At 36.9% G+C, this 18,577-nt stretch carries 10 protein-coding genes and 1 CRISPR repeat array (1 of these 11 running past the window's edge); all 10 genes read left to right on the top strand.

Features of this window, described 5'->3' with window-relative positions; all coding sequences use genetic code 11:
* Positions 1–780 precede the first annotated feature (780 nt).
* Positions 781–1,572, top strand: a complete 792-nt coding sequence (gene cas6 / locus BM130_RS10280) for a CRISPR-associated endoribonuclease Cas6 (protein ID WP_010528953.1) — start codon at positions 781–783, stop codon at positions 1,570–1,572.
* Positions 1,573–2,046: 474 nt separating this feature from the next.
* Entirely contained in the window at positions 2,047–2,691 is a 645-nt protein-coding gene (locus BM130_RS10275) for a hypothetical protein (protein WP_074964375.1), read from the top strand.
* A gap of 327 nt (positions 2,692–3,018) precedes the next feature.
* Positions 3,019–4,323, top strand: coding sequence for a type I-B CRISPR-associated protein Cas8b1/Cst1 (cas8a1, locus tag BM130_RS10270; RefSeq protein ID WP_202796550.1), 1,305 nt, complete (start codon positions 3,019–3,021; stop codon positions 4,321–4,323).
* 11 nt (positions 4,324–4,334) lie between these two features.
* Positions 4,335–5,414 carry a type I-B CRISPR-associated protein Cas7/Cst2/DevR gene (gene cas7i / locus BM130_RS10265; protein WP_010528950.1) on the top strand — a complete coding sequence of 360 codons (1,080 nt, stop codon included), beginning with the start codon at positions 4,335–4,337 and terminating at the stop codon, positions 5,412–5,414.
* A 3-nt stretch (positions 5,415–5,417) separates the two neighbouring features.
* On the top strand, positions 5,418–6,101 hold the full coding sequence (gene cas5b / locus BM130_RS10260; protein WP_010528949.1) for a type I-B CRISPR-associated protein Cas5b: 684 nt from the start codon (positions 5,418–5,420) through the stop codon (positions 6,099–6,101).
* A 23-nt stretch (positions 6,102–6,124) separates the two neighbouring features.
* Entirely contained in the window at positions 6,125–8,401 is a 2,277-nt protein-coding gene (locus tag BM130_RS10255) for a CRISPR-associated helicase/endonuclease Cas3 (RefSeq protein WP_010528948.1), read from the top strand.
* 130 nt (positions 8,402–8,531) lie between these two features.
* Complete coding sequence (cas4, locus tag BM130_RS10250; protein ID WP_010528947.1) at positions 8,532–9,038, top strand: CRISPR-associated protein Cas4; 507 nt, start codon at positions 8,532–8,534, stop codon at positions 9,036–9,038.
* A gap of 134 nt (positions 9,039–9,172) precedes the next feature.
* The gene (locus BM130_RS10245; RefSeq protein WP_010528946.1) at positions 9,173–9,529 is read left to right on the top strand and encodes a four helix bundle protein; all 357 of its coding nucleotides are present in this window, start codon (positions 9,173–9,175) and stop codon (positions 9,527–9,529) included.
* 115 nt (positions 9,530–9,644) lie between these two features.
* The gene (gene cas1b, locus BM130_RS10240; protein WP_010528945.1) at positions 9,645–10,649 is read left to right on the top strand and encodes a type I-B CRISPR-associated endonuclease Cas1b; all 1,005 of its coding nucleotides are present in this window, start codon (positions 9,645–9,647) and stop codon (positions 10,647–10,649) included.
* Positions 10,650–10,777: 128 nt separating this feature from the next.
* Positions 10,778–11,041, top strand: a complete 264-nt coding sequence (cas2, locus tag BM130_RS10235) for a CRISPR-associated endonuclease Cas2 (protein WP_010528944.1) — start codon at positions 10,778–10,780, stop codon at positions 11,039–11,041.
* A 228-nt stretch (positions 11,042–11,269) separates the two neighbouring features.
* Positions 11,270–18,577: direct repeats of the CRISPR family, unit length 30 nt; unit sequence GCTTCAATCGAACCATAGTGGAATTGAAAT; it runs 10,732 nt beyond the window's last position.

Below are 18,577 nucleotides of genomic sequence, written 5' to 3'. Positions count from 1 at the left end.
AGGCAAATGTGCCTAATTTCGGGGTTTTTTGTTTGCTCAAAGATAGTGATAATAGCTTTTCCGTCAAAGAAATAGAGTATTTCGGAATTTCCCTAATTAAACATCATTAATTATAATTATTATATAACAATTGGATACTTTTATCATATTTATATTCCCAAGAAAGAGAAATATTGGTTCGCCAATATGTAAAGTTTTATATAAATTTGTTCTTAACAGGCCTTCCAATGAACAACAGAAAAACAATCACCAACCCTATTGGTTAATTTTTGTAATTCTTTGTCAAAATTAATTCAGGCAAAACTGTTTTAATGGTAGTTTTTCAATCTTTACTATCACTTTTTCGTCCAACACATGTATTAATTTTATTTTTTTCAACAATTTTTCATGGTCAGTAATAGGAAGATTATTAATTAGAGCTTGAATTCAAGGGTCTTTTACTGTTTTATTAAAAAAATACGCAAATAAAGATTAGATACTTTTAAACAAAGAAAGTATGTATTTAAGAATATAAAAAAGTCTACACAGCTGTGTTTTACCAAGGAGCAAATTGAAGGATAATTAAAATCAGAAAAAAGAAAATTAGAATTTAAAATATTATACCAAATTAAGATATATCTTAATCCATACCCCCAAAATAGAACATTGCTACCCCACTCACACAAAAATTACACGCCACATATTGCAATTCAGAATAATTTATTATTAATTTTATACATCATTTCACAAAACATTATAGTACCCTGAATACATTCAAGATAACAATCAAACCGTACCGTTATGAGATTTCAGATTACCTTTAACCGTACCGGGAAGCAGCGCATGCTGCCTATGGATTATCAGTATTACATCAGCGCATGGATATACAGTGTGCTGAAAAAGGCGGATGAGTCTTTTGCCCGCTTTTTGCATGAGAAAGGTTATGGTCAAAGTGAAACGAAACTGTATAAACTATTTTGTTTTTCGCGGCTTTACTTTGGCAAACCCAAAATGTGGCGAGAGCGCAAACTCTTTGAAATCGATACCACAACCCTTCGCCTCAAAGTGTCGTTTGATGTGACGCAGGCTGCCGCAACCTTTATCAAAGGATTATTTGCCGGGCAGGAATGCTACATCGGCAGCCGTTTCAACGGCCTGGACTTGCAGGTGACCAACGTACAAGCCCTGCCCGAACCGTCATTTTCCGAAACCATGCACTATCGACTCTTATCGCCTTGGGTGGTAAGCTATCAGCCCGACAAGCAACGACCGGCTCAGTACCTTAAACCTGATGATGAAAGTTTTTTGGAACTATCGGTCAGGCACATCACTGAAAAGTTTAAAAACACACGGAATCAGGTGGTGCCGGAAAACAAAATTTCATTCGTGCCGCATCAGCAGTACAAGCGCAGCGGGTTTGTCATCAAGCCCGACACCCCGCAACAAACGCGGGTGGTGGGTAACCTCTTCGACTTTCAACTCACCGCACCCGTCGAAGTGCACCAAATGATATGGAATGGTGGCGTCAGCGAAAAAAGTTCTCTCGGCTTCGGATGGTGCGAGCCGGCAACTCAACAGTCTGTAACTAATTAACCCGCTTTAATATGATGAAACCACAAAACGTCATACAGCTGTTTGTCGCAGGAGATACAGATCCGCCCCCATAACCGCGGCAAAAAAGACCAACGCGTAATTTAGGATAAACAAGTCTGCAAAAAGGTCTCGGTGTCGCGCATAAACCTCTCGGTGCTGCGCATAAACCTCTCCGAGGTCCGCATAAAGGTCTCCGAGGTGCGCATAAACCTCTCGGAGGTGCGCATAAAGGTCTCCGAGTTGCGCACAAGCCTCTCAGAGGTGCGCAAAAAGGTCTCCGAGTTGCGCACAAGCCTCTCAGAGGTCCGCATAAAGGTCTCCGGGCTGCGCACAAGCCTCTCCGAGGTGCGCAAAAATCGCCAGAAGGTCCCGAAAAAAATGTTTAGTAAAATTTGGCATCCCTGAAGGTCCTTCTACGCAATACAAAATTTTAAAATGGTCAATTTTTACTAAACCCTTAAAACCTAATCTAATATGAACACAGAACAAACCAATCGCCTCAACATGCTCGAGTCAGTTAACAACTACCTCGACGAGAATGCGGGCAAGTGGCAAGGCATTTCTCGTCTGGTAGCGGCCAAAACCGAACTGAGCCAGAAAATTGCGGCGATCAACGCTGCGGCCGAAGCACAGGCCAACGCTCAGGCAACCTATGGTAAAACTAAGATGGCACTGAAAAAGGCCATCGCCGCTAAGGCTGATATTCTCAATGATGTTATTGAAGCGTATGCCCTCACCGAAGGAGATGACGAACTGGCACGTCAAATGAGCGACAGCCAGTGGGAACTCTACCGGTTGCCTTACAATGATTTTTATATTAAGGTGCGTTCAATCATTGATAAAGCTTCTGAGTTGCAGGAGGTGCTGGTGAGTGACTTCGGACTCACGACCGAGCTTATCACCGACGTCCAGAACGACCTCAACCAGCTGCTCGAAATCGATGGGCTGCCACGTGCTTACCAAATTAAATCGAGCGTGGCTACCAACGAAATTGAGCAACTCCTCTCGCAAGCCAGTGATTTATTATACAACCAAATAGACAAGCTGATGTCCATCTTTAAACACAGCGACCCCAACTTTTATCACGGCTACCAAAAAGCCCGTATGATTGTTGACTAAGTGCTATTGCAGACCTTCAGGGGTGATTTTAAAACAGAAAACAGAGGCTGGAAGACAGAAGTCAGAGGCCAGTGGCCAGAAGTCAGAGGTTGGATGGCTGAATTACCGAGTATTAGAAGCAGGAATGGAAGATAATAAATAAATAGATATACAAAAGAAACCTGAGGTTATTGAAGCTTAAAATTTAACACATAATTTATTTGTGCAAAGATGAATTAAAAATAAAAAAACAAAATGAAAAAAACATTTCAAACAATTGACTATGAATGGCTGACCCGAACAACAGGCGACCCTTTTGCCGATACCGGTGGGTATGTTATTCAATATTTGTCAAATATATATCCTGATAAAGATATAGACTGGCTGATTGATTATGTAACTAAAATTTATGTAAATGATTGGGACGCAAAACTAAATGCATTCTTTTTAAATTCAAAAATAACCCAACCAGCATATAAAGGGGCAAAAAAAATTTCCGAAACAATCAGTTATTTCAAAGCACTTATCGAAGAAAAAGAAAAAAATGAACAGGGTTTTTGTAGAATAACAGGTAGAAATGTAAAACTTTTTAATGCGGGGAGAGACAATTCAATGATGTCTGGTTCAGGGACCTTTATCAACTTTCACCATTTTTTCGACAGTGGCTTAAAACTATCTAAAGAAGTAATAATTAGAATGCACTTTGTACCATTGGGCAGTTTATTACTAGCAGGGAAAGTTGCCCTTTTAAAAAGCAACGATGAATCCTTGTCTTACTTTTTTGTTGAAAAAAACATTGAAAATAATTTAGCAAACATCAGAAACGGAATTAAGGAAGGTGTTGTAAAATCTGAATTTAAAAACCCTGCAAATGCAATATTTGATTTTGTGGATAAGTCATTATCACAATTTAAAAGACTAGAAAAAAAAGCTTCCTTAACTCTATATCATTTCACTAATTTTGGAGCCTCACCCGAAATTGAGATCTATCATCTTCCTGCAACAGTCTTCCTTTTCTATTCATTGTGTCATAAGATTAATTACAAACAAGATTGGCAAAATTTTGTGCGTGCCCATTATAAAAATTCAAAGAACAAAGGTGCCATCTACAACAGGCAGGATAGAACTTTCAATATTGAGAAAAAAGGAAAGGTGGAATCCATAGATTACGACGAATATAAAACGTGGACCAACTCGATTTTGGACAAACTGCTTAATGGCCAAAGCCTTGTCCCGGAATTTCACCAATGGTCTAAAAAAGGTAATAAAATACATTTTGATATTATCCGAATTTATTTACAAAACATTAGAAATATGAAAAAAGAAACCATTGACAAACTGTTAGAGCTTGCTGATTTTATCATCAAAGATAAAAGCGAAGACCAAATCAGGAAATCCATCAACAAACTAAATGGGGCTTCTAAAGCTCACGAATTAAGACGTTTTCTATTAAATCTTGTTGAAGAAAACTATAACAACGAAAATGAAAAGCCGCTTATTACAGTAAAAGATTATACCGATTATCTTTTTAGTGATAGCAGTAATACCGGCGAAATAAGAGATGTATTATTGATTGCCATTTACCAAAAAATGCATGAATTAAATCTAAAAATAAAATTAGCCGAAGAAATCACAGAAGAAGTTGAACAATAAAGCATAATACCATGAAAAATTTAAAAACTCAAGGATTTATATTATTGGATGTTGACGTTGTGGCTCTCAACAACGCAGGCAGAAATACCTCAAGCAATTTCGACAACGCTGTAGCAACCAAAAGAATACGCAAAAATGGGAGAACCTATGTTTATGTTTCGGGACAGGCATGGCGATATTGGTGGCGCGACTCGTTGCAAAAAAATTTGAATTGGGAATTGTCACCCGTAACACGTGATTCAAAAATAGCATTTACAGAGGCTGACCCTATAAAATATGCCGACGATGACGTCTTTGGTTATATGAAAGCGGCTAAGGAGGTGAAGATTGATAAAGATGGCAATCCCGTTTTAGATAAAAAAGGAAAAGAGAAAACAGAAAACGTAACCGTTACAAGAATTTCACCATTAAAAAATTCAGCCATAGTATCGGTAGCCTCTGTAAACCCTGAAGAGAATTGGTCGAGCATGGCCCGTCAGGAAGGTGATTCTGTACCGTACGGCAAGCATGAATACAGTGCCATAATGAAAGGCATGTTTAGTTTGGATTTGGCCCAGGTTGGTACATTCTCGAATTACAATAAATCGGGATATGTAAACCTTTCAGCAAGATTAAGAAAAGAAGCTATTGACAGTGGCGCTATTGAGATTGATGATCCATTTGTTCCGAATCATAAACTTATCCGATTAGATAGGGAAACCCGCGTAAAAAGAGTTACTGATACCATAAAAGCCTTAAAAAACATTTCAGGAGGAGCAATGCAAACCAACAACATGGGCGATGTAACACCCAAATTCATTGTACTTGCCACTACGAAAACAGGGAATCACCCATTTTCTCATATCGCCACCAACACAGGTGCTTACGATGAATATGCCACTTTAGATGTAGATGCCCTTAGAGAAGTAATCAAAGATTATAAAGAGGATTATGTAGGGAAAATTTTTATTGGCAAAAGGGCAGGATTTATGGACGAAAAAAATAATGATTTAGCAAAGCTCACAGAAGATTTTAAAGATTTAATAGAATTAGGGACAATCAATGAAGCAATAGACCGTTACTGCGCGCAAATTGCAATTCAAATGGATTAAAACATGAAAGCATACCGTATAAAATTATCATCATGGACGGCCAGTTTCCGATATCCCAACTTAATTTCGGGATATCAGCCAACCCTTGATGTACCACCCGTTAGTACGGTATTAGGCTTAATCAATGCTGCCGCCGGTCAATATTTAGACTATTCAGGATTATCTATTGGTTACTATTTCGAATACGGGGCAAAAGCTACCGATTTGGAAACTATTTACCAAATTGAAGTTAAAACGGGAAACTACGGTACTTACCCTTCAAATTTAATTAAATCAAATGTGATTAATCGTGAATTTCTTTTCGATTGCCGGCTTTATATTTATGTGCAGGATGAGCAAATTAAAGAATACTTAAAAAAGCCCTATTTCCCGCTTGTTCTCGGCCGTAGTGGCGATTTGGTCACTATTGAAGCCATCAATGAGGTAGAATTGACCGAGAACAACTTTCCGAGTAATATTAAAGGTCAGGTTATCCCTTTTAACGACAATTATCTTCCGGGCGAAATACAACCCTTACCCAAATATTTTACCAACACCATTCCCCGGAAAAATATAGGTACCGAACCTTATTCTGTTATTTCTCATTTTGCAAATAAAATTGGCAGTGATAGAATTAAAGCCTATACCGATACCATAATGAATGAGAAAATTGACATTTATTTTCATCATCTGAATTTTTCAGATTAAGTTTTTTCTAAACTACCCCTGGCATGAAACAGATCCTGCCAGGGGTAAAACAAACACTTATGGGACCACTGGCAAAATCAAATCCACCCCAAACAATAAAAGAACATATTGAAGAGGCTCTGGAAATTAAGGAAAAGTTTAAAAAAGCATTTCCTCGAATTGAAAATTTAGCTTCGGCAAAAAATTTTTGGGATATTCTAACAACCAGCATCATTTTTCATGATATAGGGAAAGCTCATAATGAATTTCAAAACTTATTACGTGGGAAAAAACATCGGTGGAATAACCAACGACACGAGCTTTTTGCCCTTCCATTTATCGAATCATTAAACTTGAGTGAAAAATGGCTTGTTTATCTAACAGTTGCCGGACACCATAAAGATTTTGATACGCTTATCAGAAAGATTGAGAGTTATGGTTCTGATGGTGATAATTTCGAATTAGATTTAGGCGGAACCGAGGAAATTATATCATTTGAAAAAGAATTTGAAACTAATATTCCGGTCGAAATTGTTTCGGAATTACTAAAAAAATTTGGCTATCAACATCTAAAGCCTGTCATTCATAACCCCAAACGCATTTTGGTAGAATTTACCCGAAAACATTTCAAAGATAAAACAGAGCAAATAAAATTAATGTTATTGGCAGGTGCTTTTAAGCAATGCGACCATTTGGCATCAGCAGGATTTACAAACATTTTTAATTTAAGTGTAGATGATTTTAAGTTTTTACAAACCTACAAATTATACCAACACCAGAAGGATGCCTCATCGGTGATAGGAAATGCAATCCTTACAGCACCTACCGGTTCCGGAAAAACAGAAACGTCATTGCTATGGTTACAAAATCAACTAAAGAAAACGGGTAATGGACGGGTTTTCTATATCCTTCCCTACGTAGCTTCAATTAATGCTATGTTCAAACGTTTGGAAAAAGAAATTCCGGCCAAAATAGGTTTATTGCATGGAAAATTATCGGCTTTTATTGAAACGAAATTTGAAAATGACGATTCAGTCGATGAAAAGCATAAAGAAATTATAAAAAATCAATTCCGAACTCTTGTTTCCCCATTTAAAATTGTTACACCATTCCAATTATTAAAGAATATTTTTGCCTTAAAAGGTTTTGAAAAAAATCTTTTTGAATGGGCTGGAGGCTATTTTATTTTTGATGAAATACATGCCTATAATCCGAAAGTTTTTGCTCAAATCATAAGCCTTCTGAAATTTGCCACTAAATATTTAGATGTCAAAGTCTTTATAATGACAGCAACATTACCATCGTTTTTAAAAAAAGCATTGGAAACGGCTATTGGCAATTTTACTTCGTTAAAAGCAAACCAAAAGCTTTACAATTCTTTCAACAGACATAGAATTATTGTAAAAAAAGGCTTATTAGGAGACAATTTATCTTTGATTCAAAATCACTTAGAGAAAAATTTAAAAGTTTTGGTAGTATGTAATACGGTAAAACAAGCTCAGCTTGTTTACAAACAGCTCTCATCCCCCAAAAAATTACTATTACACAGTGCTTTTACAGCTCAAGACCGTTCAAATAAAGAACACCAACTCTCCAATAACGATATCACATTACTAGTAGGAACCCAGGCAATTGAAGTAAGTCTCGATTTAGACTATGATGTAATTTTTACAGAGCCTGCTCCCCTTGATGCCTTAATACAACGATTTGGCCGAGTAAATAGAAAAAGACAAAAAGGAATTTGTGACTGTTTTGTATTCGAAGACAGAAATGAAGCAGACAAATTTATCTACCCGAATAAAAATGTAATCGACCGTACCATACAAATACTGAAAGAAAAAGAGTTCCAAAATTCAGGAATAATACAAGAATCCGAATTGCAAGAAATGATTGATTTTGTTTATCCTGAATGGGACTTGGAGGATAAAGAAGAATTTGACAAGACCACTTCTTTACTCGACTACTTCATCAACAATGAATTAAAGCCATTTATTTACTCAGAAAAGCAAGAAGAAGACTTTTACGAACAATTCGATGGTGTAAAAGTGTTACCATCAACTCTTTTAAGTTATTATCGGGAATTGTTGGAAAAGAACAATTTTATTCAAGCGGAAAACCTGAAAGTTCAAATTTCTTCAAGACGATTTTACGCTCTTCTTCATAATGAGGGCATTGATATTAGAAGAGAAGCTTTTGAAAATATTGAAACACACAAATTAAAAGAACAAAAAGTATTGGTTATCAACAGGAATTATGATTCCGAATTAGGCCTTTTGCTGGACATCGAGAAAAAAGAAGACATAGAAGAAAGTTTTTTATAGCCAACTTCAAATTAAGGTGATTAAAAAAACATTTCTTACAATCAATTATAGAGGCTCGTACCGCAATGGAATAATTAACATGAAAACGCCAGTTAACAGGTCCATATTAATTAAAATAAACGCATTGATCATGAGCATCACGGGAACACATTTCAACTACTATCTGGTATGTCACCGTAAATTATGGCTATTTGCCAATGATATACATATGGAGCACTCAAGCGATCTGGTTTATGAGGGTAAAATGATTCATGAGAACACGTATCCACAAAGGAGTGACCGATTTAAGGAAATAGAATTGGATGGCATTAAAATAGATTTTTATGACCAACACCAACATGTAATCCATGAAATAAAGAAGTCAAGAAAAGAACATGAATCGCATGTGTGGCAGCTAAAATATTACCTTTTTATTTTTGAACGAGCAGGCACTCACGATGTATCAGGAATTTTGGAATACCCCAAAGAACGAAAAACGGAAGAGGTGATGTTAACCGATTCAGACCGGGCATACATTCGAGTACTTTTAAAAAAAATAGATGCATTGATTCATCAGGATGAATGTCCCCCGGTTCTCAACAAACCCAAGTGCAAAAGCTGTAGCTATTATGACTTTTGTTATGCGAGTGAGATATAATGTGTTGATGTGCTGATGTGTTGATGTGCTAATATATTCAAGTATTACATATTTTATATAATCATCTTAATTATAGCGACTTAACAAATACCACAGATTGATAGTACCAATGGTTTTAAAATGAATAAATTAACATGGAAAATAAAAATGTAATATTGCAAAAGAGCATTGATTTTGCATTAGCAATCATAGATTTTTGCGAAGAACTGGAAAGACAAAAGAAATATGTCATTGCCAGGCAATTATTACGTAGCGGGACATCCATTGGTGCCAATATACATGAAGCGCAATCATCGGAAAGTCGGTCTGACTTTATTCATAAACTTAAAATAGCAGCCAAGGAAGCATCCGAAACAGAATATTGGCTAACTCTATGTAATAAATGCAAAAGCTATCCATCAACAGAGTCTTTGTTTCCTCAACTAATTTCAATTCAAAAATTATTAAGCAAGATTATTAGCACCGCCCAGAAAAATCAGGCTGGCAATTAAAAATATCATTAGCAAATTAGCACATTAGCATATCAGCAAATTAGCACATTAACACATTAGCATATCAGCAAATCAGCACATTAGCACATTCTCAATCAACCAAAACCAAAGCCTCATGAAAAAAACCTACTACCTTTTCAATCCGGGCCGACTTTCACGGAAAGACAACACCCTGATGTTTGTGGCATATGATGAGGAAGGGCGCGAACAAAAGCCTCGGTATCTTCCGGTGGAAAACATCGAAGAGCTCTACTGTTTTGGAAGCCTCGATGCTAATGCGGCGTTGTATAATTTTCTGGGACAGCAGCAAATACCGGTTCATTTTTTCGACTATTATGAGAATTACACCGGCTCGTTTATGCCGCGCGACGGATTGCTTTCGGGCAAAATGCTAATTGCTCAGGTAAAGGCACAGCAAAACCCCAAAACAAGACAGACCATTGCACAACAAATACTCACAGGGGCGGCCCATAATATGATTAAAAACCTGCGTTACTACAACAATAGAGGGAAAGACCTGGAACCGATAATTGAAATTATTGAAGGCTATCAGAAATGCATCACTCAAACCACTGCCATTGATGAACTGATGGGTATCGAAGGAAATATCCGCAAGAATTACTACGAAGCGTTTGAACTTATCATAAACGACTTCAGCATGGGTGGTCGCAGCTATCGTCCGCCGCACAACGAGGTTAATGCCTTAATATCGTTTGGCAACATGATGTGTTACAGTCAGGCCCTTCGGGCTATTCATCAAACCCAACTCAACCCTACGGTGAGTTTCCTTCACCAGCCCGGCGACCGCCGTTATTCACTGTCACTCGACCTGGCCGAGGTTTTTAAACCATTACTGGTTGACAGAGTTATTTTTAAACTATTAAACAAAAAAGAGCTGCAAAGTCGCCATTTCGAAGAAGCAGTTAACCGAGTTATCCTTAATCCACAGGGCAAAAAAATCTTTGTAAAAGCTTTTGAAGAGCGACTTACCGAAACCATTAAGCACCGCACTCTGAACCGGTCGGTGAGCTATAAACATCTTTTAAAGCTGGAATGCTACAAGTTGCAAAAACACATCCTGGGGATAGATGAGTACAAACCATTTAAAATGTGGTGGTAGAGGGGTGTGGAAAGATTGATGAGATTGAGGGGGTTGGGGGGATTGAGGAGATTGATGAGATTGATGAGATTGGAGTGATTGCGGGGATTGATTCATCTTAAAATCTATCATCTAATAATCTATAAAATATGTACATCATATTGGTTTACGACATAGGCGAGAAACGGGTAGGCAAAATGTTAAAACTTTGCCGTAAGTATTTAAACTGGATTCAGAACTCGGTATTTGAAGGAGAGATATCGGAAGTTAAACTCACGGAATTAAAGCTCAAGGCAATGAAAATAATGGACCCGGATTCCGATAGTTTGATTATCTTTAAAACTCGTCAGGAGAAGTGGCTCGACAAAGAAATTATTGGAGTGGAACGCTCTGATATCGATAATTTTATATAATTAAGAGTTGTCGGTCTATCATTTTCAAAACAAACCGGCATAATAAAAAACAACCAACCCGCCACCCAATGTTCTTTGACATACTGTAATTCAACAACATATACCAGGTTGTCGAACCCCCTACCATTTTCTATTATTGGATATCGACGACTTTCTTTACTTTAAATCCATCTATTTACCTATCTTTATCCCAAGTAAACACGTTATTTTTTTTAACCCAATCAACGGGCTTCAATCGAACCATAGTGGAATTGAAATACACTCCTAACAAAGACTTGAATCGTGGAACTAGCAGCTTCAATCGAACCATAGTGGAATTGAAATGGGAGTGTAAACCGTTTCATCCTTTTTTTGCTTACAAGCTTCAATCGAACCATAGTGGAATTGAAATCTTATCACTATCAACTTAATTAACGGCCATTAGGCGGCTTCAATCGAACCATAGTGGAATTGAAATATTGTCGTTCTGCTTCCAGGTGCAGATTGTCTTTTCCGCTTCAATCGAACCATAGTGGAATTGAAATATTCTTGCTTCAATGACTACCCTAAACCGGTCGGGGCTTCAATCGAACCATAGTGGAATTGAAATATTTCTTCGGCGAGTTGTTTTATGTCGTTGTCTTGCTTCAATCGAACCATAGTGGAATTGAAATACGACGATGGTTCTATTGATACAATAAAGGAATTTAGCTTCAATCGAACCATAGTGGAATTGAAATTTAAAAAACTTTTCTCTTTTGTCAGGCGATAAATGCTTCAATCGAACCATAGTGGAATTGAAATTGGTGCTTCTTTTTATTATTGTTTATGTATTGGGTGCTTCAATCGAACCATAGTGGAATTGAAATGCTTCAGTTTTTACCCAATTCTTATCTGGGTAGTAAGGCTTCAATCGAACCATAGTGGAATTGAAATAATTGCCTGTATATTCTCCCTCGTGGTCTTCTATTGCTTCAATCGAACCATAGTGGAATTGAAATATACAAAGAGGTTTTTTCGGTCAAGGATTGGGAAGCTTCAATCGAACCATAGTGGAATTGAAATTGCGAATAAATTACTTTATGCGTGTACATATTCTAAAGCTTCAATCGAACCATAGTGGAATTGAAATCATTATAATGACTAGTGGAAATTGTTTCTCAATTTGCTTCAATCGAACCATAGTGGAATTGAAATAAGGATTTAAGGAGACTTTGGAATACTGCAAAAACTAGCTTCAATCGAACCATAGTGGAATTGAAATTTAATACATGTGTTTTCATCAATTACATATTTTTGCTTCAATCGAACCATAGTGGAATTGAAATATTTTGAAGCAAATTGAGCCGGCTTGAGCTCAAGGGCTTCAATCGAACCATAGTGGAATTGAAATACGTGGGTTCACATTGATTTTTTTCAGGCAGAGTGCTTCAATCGAACCATAGTGGAATTGAAATATGCCCGCTCTATGGGCATTGAGAACCGTCAAGGAGCTTCAATCGAACCATAGTGGAATTGAAATGGCAATTCAAAAGAGCAAAAAAGAAAGCGCATAAGCTTCAATCGAACCATAGTGGAATTGAAATTACAAAATCAAATGCTTGTATGGTTAGAAGGTACCTGGCTTCAATCGAACCATAGTGGAATTGAAATTAACAAATCACTATTTAATTCATATAAATTAAATAAAGCTTCAATCGAACCATAGTGGAATTGAAATAAAAGATGGTGAGGATTGCTTTTCTGTTCACAGAGGCTTCAATCGAACCATAGTGGAATTGAAATTTAATAAATTTTATTCGTCTAAGGTTTCTTTTATTAAGCTTCAATCGAACCATAGTGGAATTGAAATCAATAGAGGAAATGGACTTTGAGGCATGCGGATATGCTTCAATCGAACCATAGTGGAATTGAAATTAACAAATCACTATTTAATTTGTATAAATTAAATAAAGCTTCAATCGAACCATAGTGGAATTGAAATCACCTTGCAATTAAAGACATCTATACTAGAATTGTTAGCTTCAATCGAACCATAGTGGAATTGAAATTTTGAATATTAATTTAAACTATTTACTTCTGGATGCTTCAATCGAACCATAGTGGAATTGAAATTTCCAGTAATGTGTTCTTACCATTATAGTTGATCCCTGCTTCAATCGAACCATAGTGGAATTGAAATAGAAAATGATGATCAAGAAGGAAAGAAAACAGGATTTGCTTCAATCGAACCATAGTGGAATTGAAATGGTAGATATACCAGAAGAAGACATAACAGAATGGGAGCTTCAATCGAACCATAGTGGAATTGAAATGCTTGTATTTGGCTAATTCTCGGACTTGCGGTCTTGCTTCAATCGAACCATAGTGGAATTGAAATAAGAAACATTACTATTGTGATAAAAGAGATGATGCGCTTCAATCGAACCATAGTGGAATTGAAATATGCTATTACAACCGGTATCGGGCAAGTGCGTACAGCTTCAATCGAACCATAGTGGAATTGAAATAAAATTTGCTTCTGGTGGAATTGTTGGTGGTAATTGCTTCAATCGAACCATAGTGGAATTGAAATGAAGATAACGTACCTTCTTTCACGATTCCAGCATTGCTTCAATCGAACCATAGTGGAATTGAAATTTGCTTTCCTGATAATTACCTGTGGGTCGTATTCTTGCTTCAATCGAACCATAGTGGAATTGAAATTTGACTACTCGCCTCTCATTGATAATGAGTCTGTGTGCTTCAATCGAACCATAGTGGAATTGAAATCTACCGTTGTAGTATCTTACTAATGCGCTGCCATAGCTTCAATCGAACCATAGTGGAATTGAAATCCTATTCAGGTATTTTTTACTGTTACCTTTGGTAATATGCTTCAATCGAACCATAGTGGAATTGAAATTCATTAAGGAAGACGTAGAAAGGAAAGGTATTGAGCTTCAATCGAACCATAGTGGAATTGAAATAGTGATACTTGAAAATTCACGTGGTGGAGCGAACTAGCTTCAATCGAACCATAGTGGAATTGAAATTTATTAAAGAAAGAGGAAAAGGATTGTGATTGGGGCTTCAATCGAACCATAGTGGAATTGAAATATTGAGAGCTACAGGCATCATATAGTAAGCCCCGTTGCTTCAATCGAACCATAGTGGAATTGAAATATTGTATGCAAAGATCATTTATTGACTTTGCTTGCAGTGCTTCAATCGAACCATAGTGGAATTGAAATGCAGCAAGATCTTTTTGATATTGGTTATGGTCAATAGCTTCAATCGAACCATAGTGGAATTGAAATAATTTTGCATTTAATTTTGGCTTTAATGTAATAGGGCTTCAATCGAACCATAGTGGAATTGAAATTACGTTTCTACGTCGTGGATGACTGGAAACGGTTTGCTTCAATCGAACCATAGTGGAATTGAAATAAATTTTTTAGCTATGAAAAAGACCATCTTTTTAGCTTCAATCGAACCATAGTGGAATTGAAATAGTCTCCGTTGACCTGTTTGCGGAATAGCCTGAATGCTTCAATCGAACCATAGTGGAATTGAAATGCGTTCTTTGGTGGTAGTTGATTTTTTCTTAGGAGCTTCAATCGAACCATAGTGGAATTGAAATTTGTATATCCTTTAAATCATTGATAACGGATAATTGCTTCAATCGAACCATAGTGGAATTGAAATATCAATCAAATCCTTTAAGTAATCAGTCTGTTTCGATGCTTCAATCGAACCATAGTGGAATTGAAATCAATAAGCTCGTTAAGAGTACTTGCCGGCATAGACGCTTCAATCGAACCATAGTGGAATTGAAATACCCTTTGACGTTAAAGCTTTTGAAAAGCAACTTTGCTTCAATCGAACCATAGTGGAATTGAAATGACACGTTGAAGCTTTATTACAACAAAAAGGCCTCGAGCTTCAATCGAACCATAGTGGAATTGAAATTGATGCGGGGCATTTCTTTTCTATTGGTGCAAAGCCGCTTCAATCGAACCATAGTGGAATTGAAATTACTGCCGCTCTTGGTGTTATTAATCTTACAAGGAGCTTCAATCGAACCATAGTGGAATTGAAATAAAACCAGGCAAAAGATGTAGTTAATTGCATTCTGCTTCAATCGAACCATAGTGGAATTGAAATAACATCTCTTGAGCCATGCGTTCTTCGGCAGTTTGCTTCAATCGAACCATAGTGGAATTGAAATCCAATAAGGGATCTTGGCTATCAAGGTCCTGGTGCTTCAATCGAACCATAGTGGAATTGAAATGTAATAAGAAGATGATAATTGTGATTTTACTTTCTTGCTTCAATCGAACCATAGTGGAATTGAAATATGTAAGAAATTTTCTTTGGCATATTCATATTCTGCTTCAATCGAACCATAGTGGAATTGAAATAAAAAAAAGGACTACGCTAAAAAAAGTAAAAGCTGGCTTCAATCGAACCATAGTGGAATTGAAATGTTCGTATGAACGGGTTCTAAGCTTTCCTTCAATATGCTTCAATCGAACCATAGTGGAATTGAAATTGATGTACTCGTCTATAAAAAACACATATAGACAGCTTCAATCGAACCATAGTGGAATTGAAATAAAGAGATGGACTGGGACGGATATCATGGGAAGGTGGTTGCTTCAATCGAACCATAGTGGAATTGAAATTTTTTCTAAATCGGGATGCAATGAAAGATTTCCAGGCTTCAATCGAACCATAGTGGAATTGAAATAAGTTGGTCTCGCATTCAGCTATATGGCTACCAAGCTTCAATCGAACCATAGTGGAATTGAAATTTTTCATCGCCAATTTCTGTTTCAATTTTTGTATTATGCTTCAATCGAACCATAGTGGAATTGAAATATTTAATGCAAAGTGCTAAAACGATGCTTAATTTGCTTCAATCGAACCATAGTGGAATTGAAATAATTATGCCAGCAGCGAGAGCTGCTATACCTGCGATAAGCTTCAATCGAACCATAGTGGAATTGAAATTTATCTGAGAATTATGGTTGTTATGGAGATTAAATTATGGCTTCAATCGAACCATAGTGGAATTGAAATGTCTGCTGGCTTAATATCATAAGAGGATTAAAGCCTGCTTCAATCGAACCATAGTGGAATTGAAATATTTAATGCAAAGTGCTAAAACGATGCTTAATTTGCTTCAATCGAACCATAGTGGAATTGAAATAAGAAATACTGATGGCACTTACTCTTGATGACAAGGCTTCAATCGAACCATAGTGGAATTGAAATATGTGCCCACTTCAGGAACCAACGCCGCCGCATTGCGCTTCAATCGAACCATAGTGGAATTGAAATTGCTGTAATATACATTTTGTTAACCATGCAAGGCTAGCTTCAATCGAACCATAGTGGAATTGAAATACACCTTTTCTGAACTGCTCAATTGGAACATAGATGCTTCAATCGAACCATAGTGGAATTGAAATTTTGCAGATTGATAACAAAAGTATTTCCGGACTTGCTTCAATCGAACCATAGTGGAATTGAAATGAATTGAATGATTTAATTAATGAAACAAAAGACAGGGCTTCAATCGAACCATAGTGGAATTGAAATGTTACAGACTTGTTGGGGTGGCAGGGATGGAATACGCTTGCTTCAATCGAACCATAGTGGAATTGAAATAAGCAAATAAAGCTTTTTCCCGTTTGCTTATCTCAGCTTCAATCGAACCATAGTGGAATTGAAATGCACAATATCTACAAGCAGCTCATCTGCTTTTGCTGCTTCAATCGAACCATAGTGGAATTGAAATCAGAAATAGAGGGCATAGTGGCCAGGGGTGATGAGTGCTTCAATCGAACCATAGTGGAATTGAAATAGCAGGAAAAACGAAAGAAAGAAGAAGCCGAAAGGCTGCTTCAATCGAACCATAGTGGAATTGAAATATATATATTCACGGTCTTCCAGAATTTTTTTAAATGCTTCAATCGAACCATAGTGGAATTGAAATATGAACCTATTGCCGGGGCATTGAAGGCACCGGATAAGCTTCAATCGAACCATAGTGGAATTGAAATGATTGGTGACTGGATAGAGGTATTTGGCGAAAAATACGCTTCAATCGAACCATAGTGGAATTGAAATGCCTTCGCAATTTGGTGCAATGATCGCATCAAAGAATGCTTCAATCGAACCATAGTGGAATTGAAATGAGTTAGCTGAAGATTTTGGTGAAACAGCAGACTTTGCTTCAATCGAACCATAGTGGAATTGAAATGATTGGTGACTGGATAGAGGTATTTGGCGAAAAATACGCTTCAATCGAACCATAGTGGAATTGAAATGCCTTCGCAATTTGGTGCAATGATCGCATCAAAGAATGCTTCAATCGAACCATAGTGGAATTGAAATGATTGGTGACTGGATAGAGGTATTTGGCGAAAAATACGCTTCAATCGAACCATAGTGGAATTGAAATGCCTTCGCAATTTGGTGCAATGATCGCATCAAAGAATGCTTCAATCGAACCATAGTGGAATTGAAATTTGTTTATGGCTTTGGGGTAAATGGCAAACGTAGGTGCTTCAATCGAACCATAGTGGAATTGAAATGATAAATGAATTAATACAATACCTTTTGTTTGTGATGCTTCAATCGAACCATAGTGGAATTGAAATGCCTTTTCGATGTTGAATTGAAAAGGACATTTAAGGGCTTCAATCGAACCATAGTGGAATTGAAATAACAGTGTCGATGCTGTTAACATGTACGTTGGAGGCTTCAATCGAACCATAGTGGAATTGAAATAACCTACATCTATCTTTCTTAATGTAGGTTTCTACAGCTTCAATCGAACCATAGTGGAATTGAAATTATACATCTGCTTGTTGAATAAATCGATGTCAAGGCTTCAATCGAACCATAGTGGAATTGAAATAGCAATGGGGGTACCTATAGAAACCGCTCTGGGCATGGCTTCAATCGAACCATAGTGGAATTGAAATGTAGTTGTGATGCTTGTTCTTGTGCTTGTGGATCTTGCTTCAATCGAACCATAGTGGAATTGAAATATAATTAACCTCCGGGAAAATGTATTCGCACGTGGCTTCAATCGAACCATAGTGGAATTGAAATATTTTTTCACAGGAAGTTGCTGAAACAGTGGCTTGCTTCAATCGAACCATAGTGGAATTGAAATGCCTTTTCGATGTTGAATTGAAAAGGACATTTAAGGCTTCAATCGAACCATAGTGGAATTGAAATAAGCTTGCAACGGTCTTTGACAATTTAGGGTTTTTGCTTCAATCGAACCATAGTGGAATTGAAATTAAACAGATGGATGACTTGGTTATCTAAATTCACTGCTTCAATCGAACCATAGTGGAATTGAAATGGAAATTTGTCATTGAAGACGATACCGGCCTTTTCGCTTCAATCGAACCATAGTGGAATTGAAATTTTCCTCTTTGAAAAAAAATTTCAAGAATTCAACAGCTTCAATCGAACCATAGTGGAATTGAAATTGCTGTAGATTTTAACGTTAAAGGATATACACCTAATGAGCTTCAATCGAACCATAGTGGA

Origin of the sequence: Thermophagus xiamenensis (genome assembly GCF_900112795.1) — a bacterium.
GTDB classification, from domain to species: domain Bacteria; phylum Bacteroidota; class Bacteroidia; order Bacteroidales; family Marinilabiliaceae; genus Thermophagus; species Thermophagus xiamenensis.
This window is presented reverse-complemented; position numbering and strand designations above follow the sequence as displayed.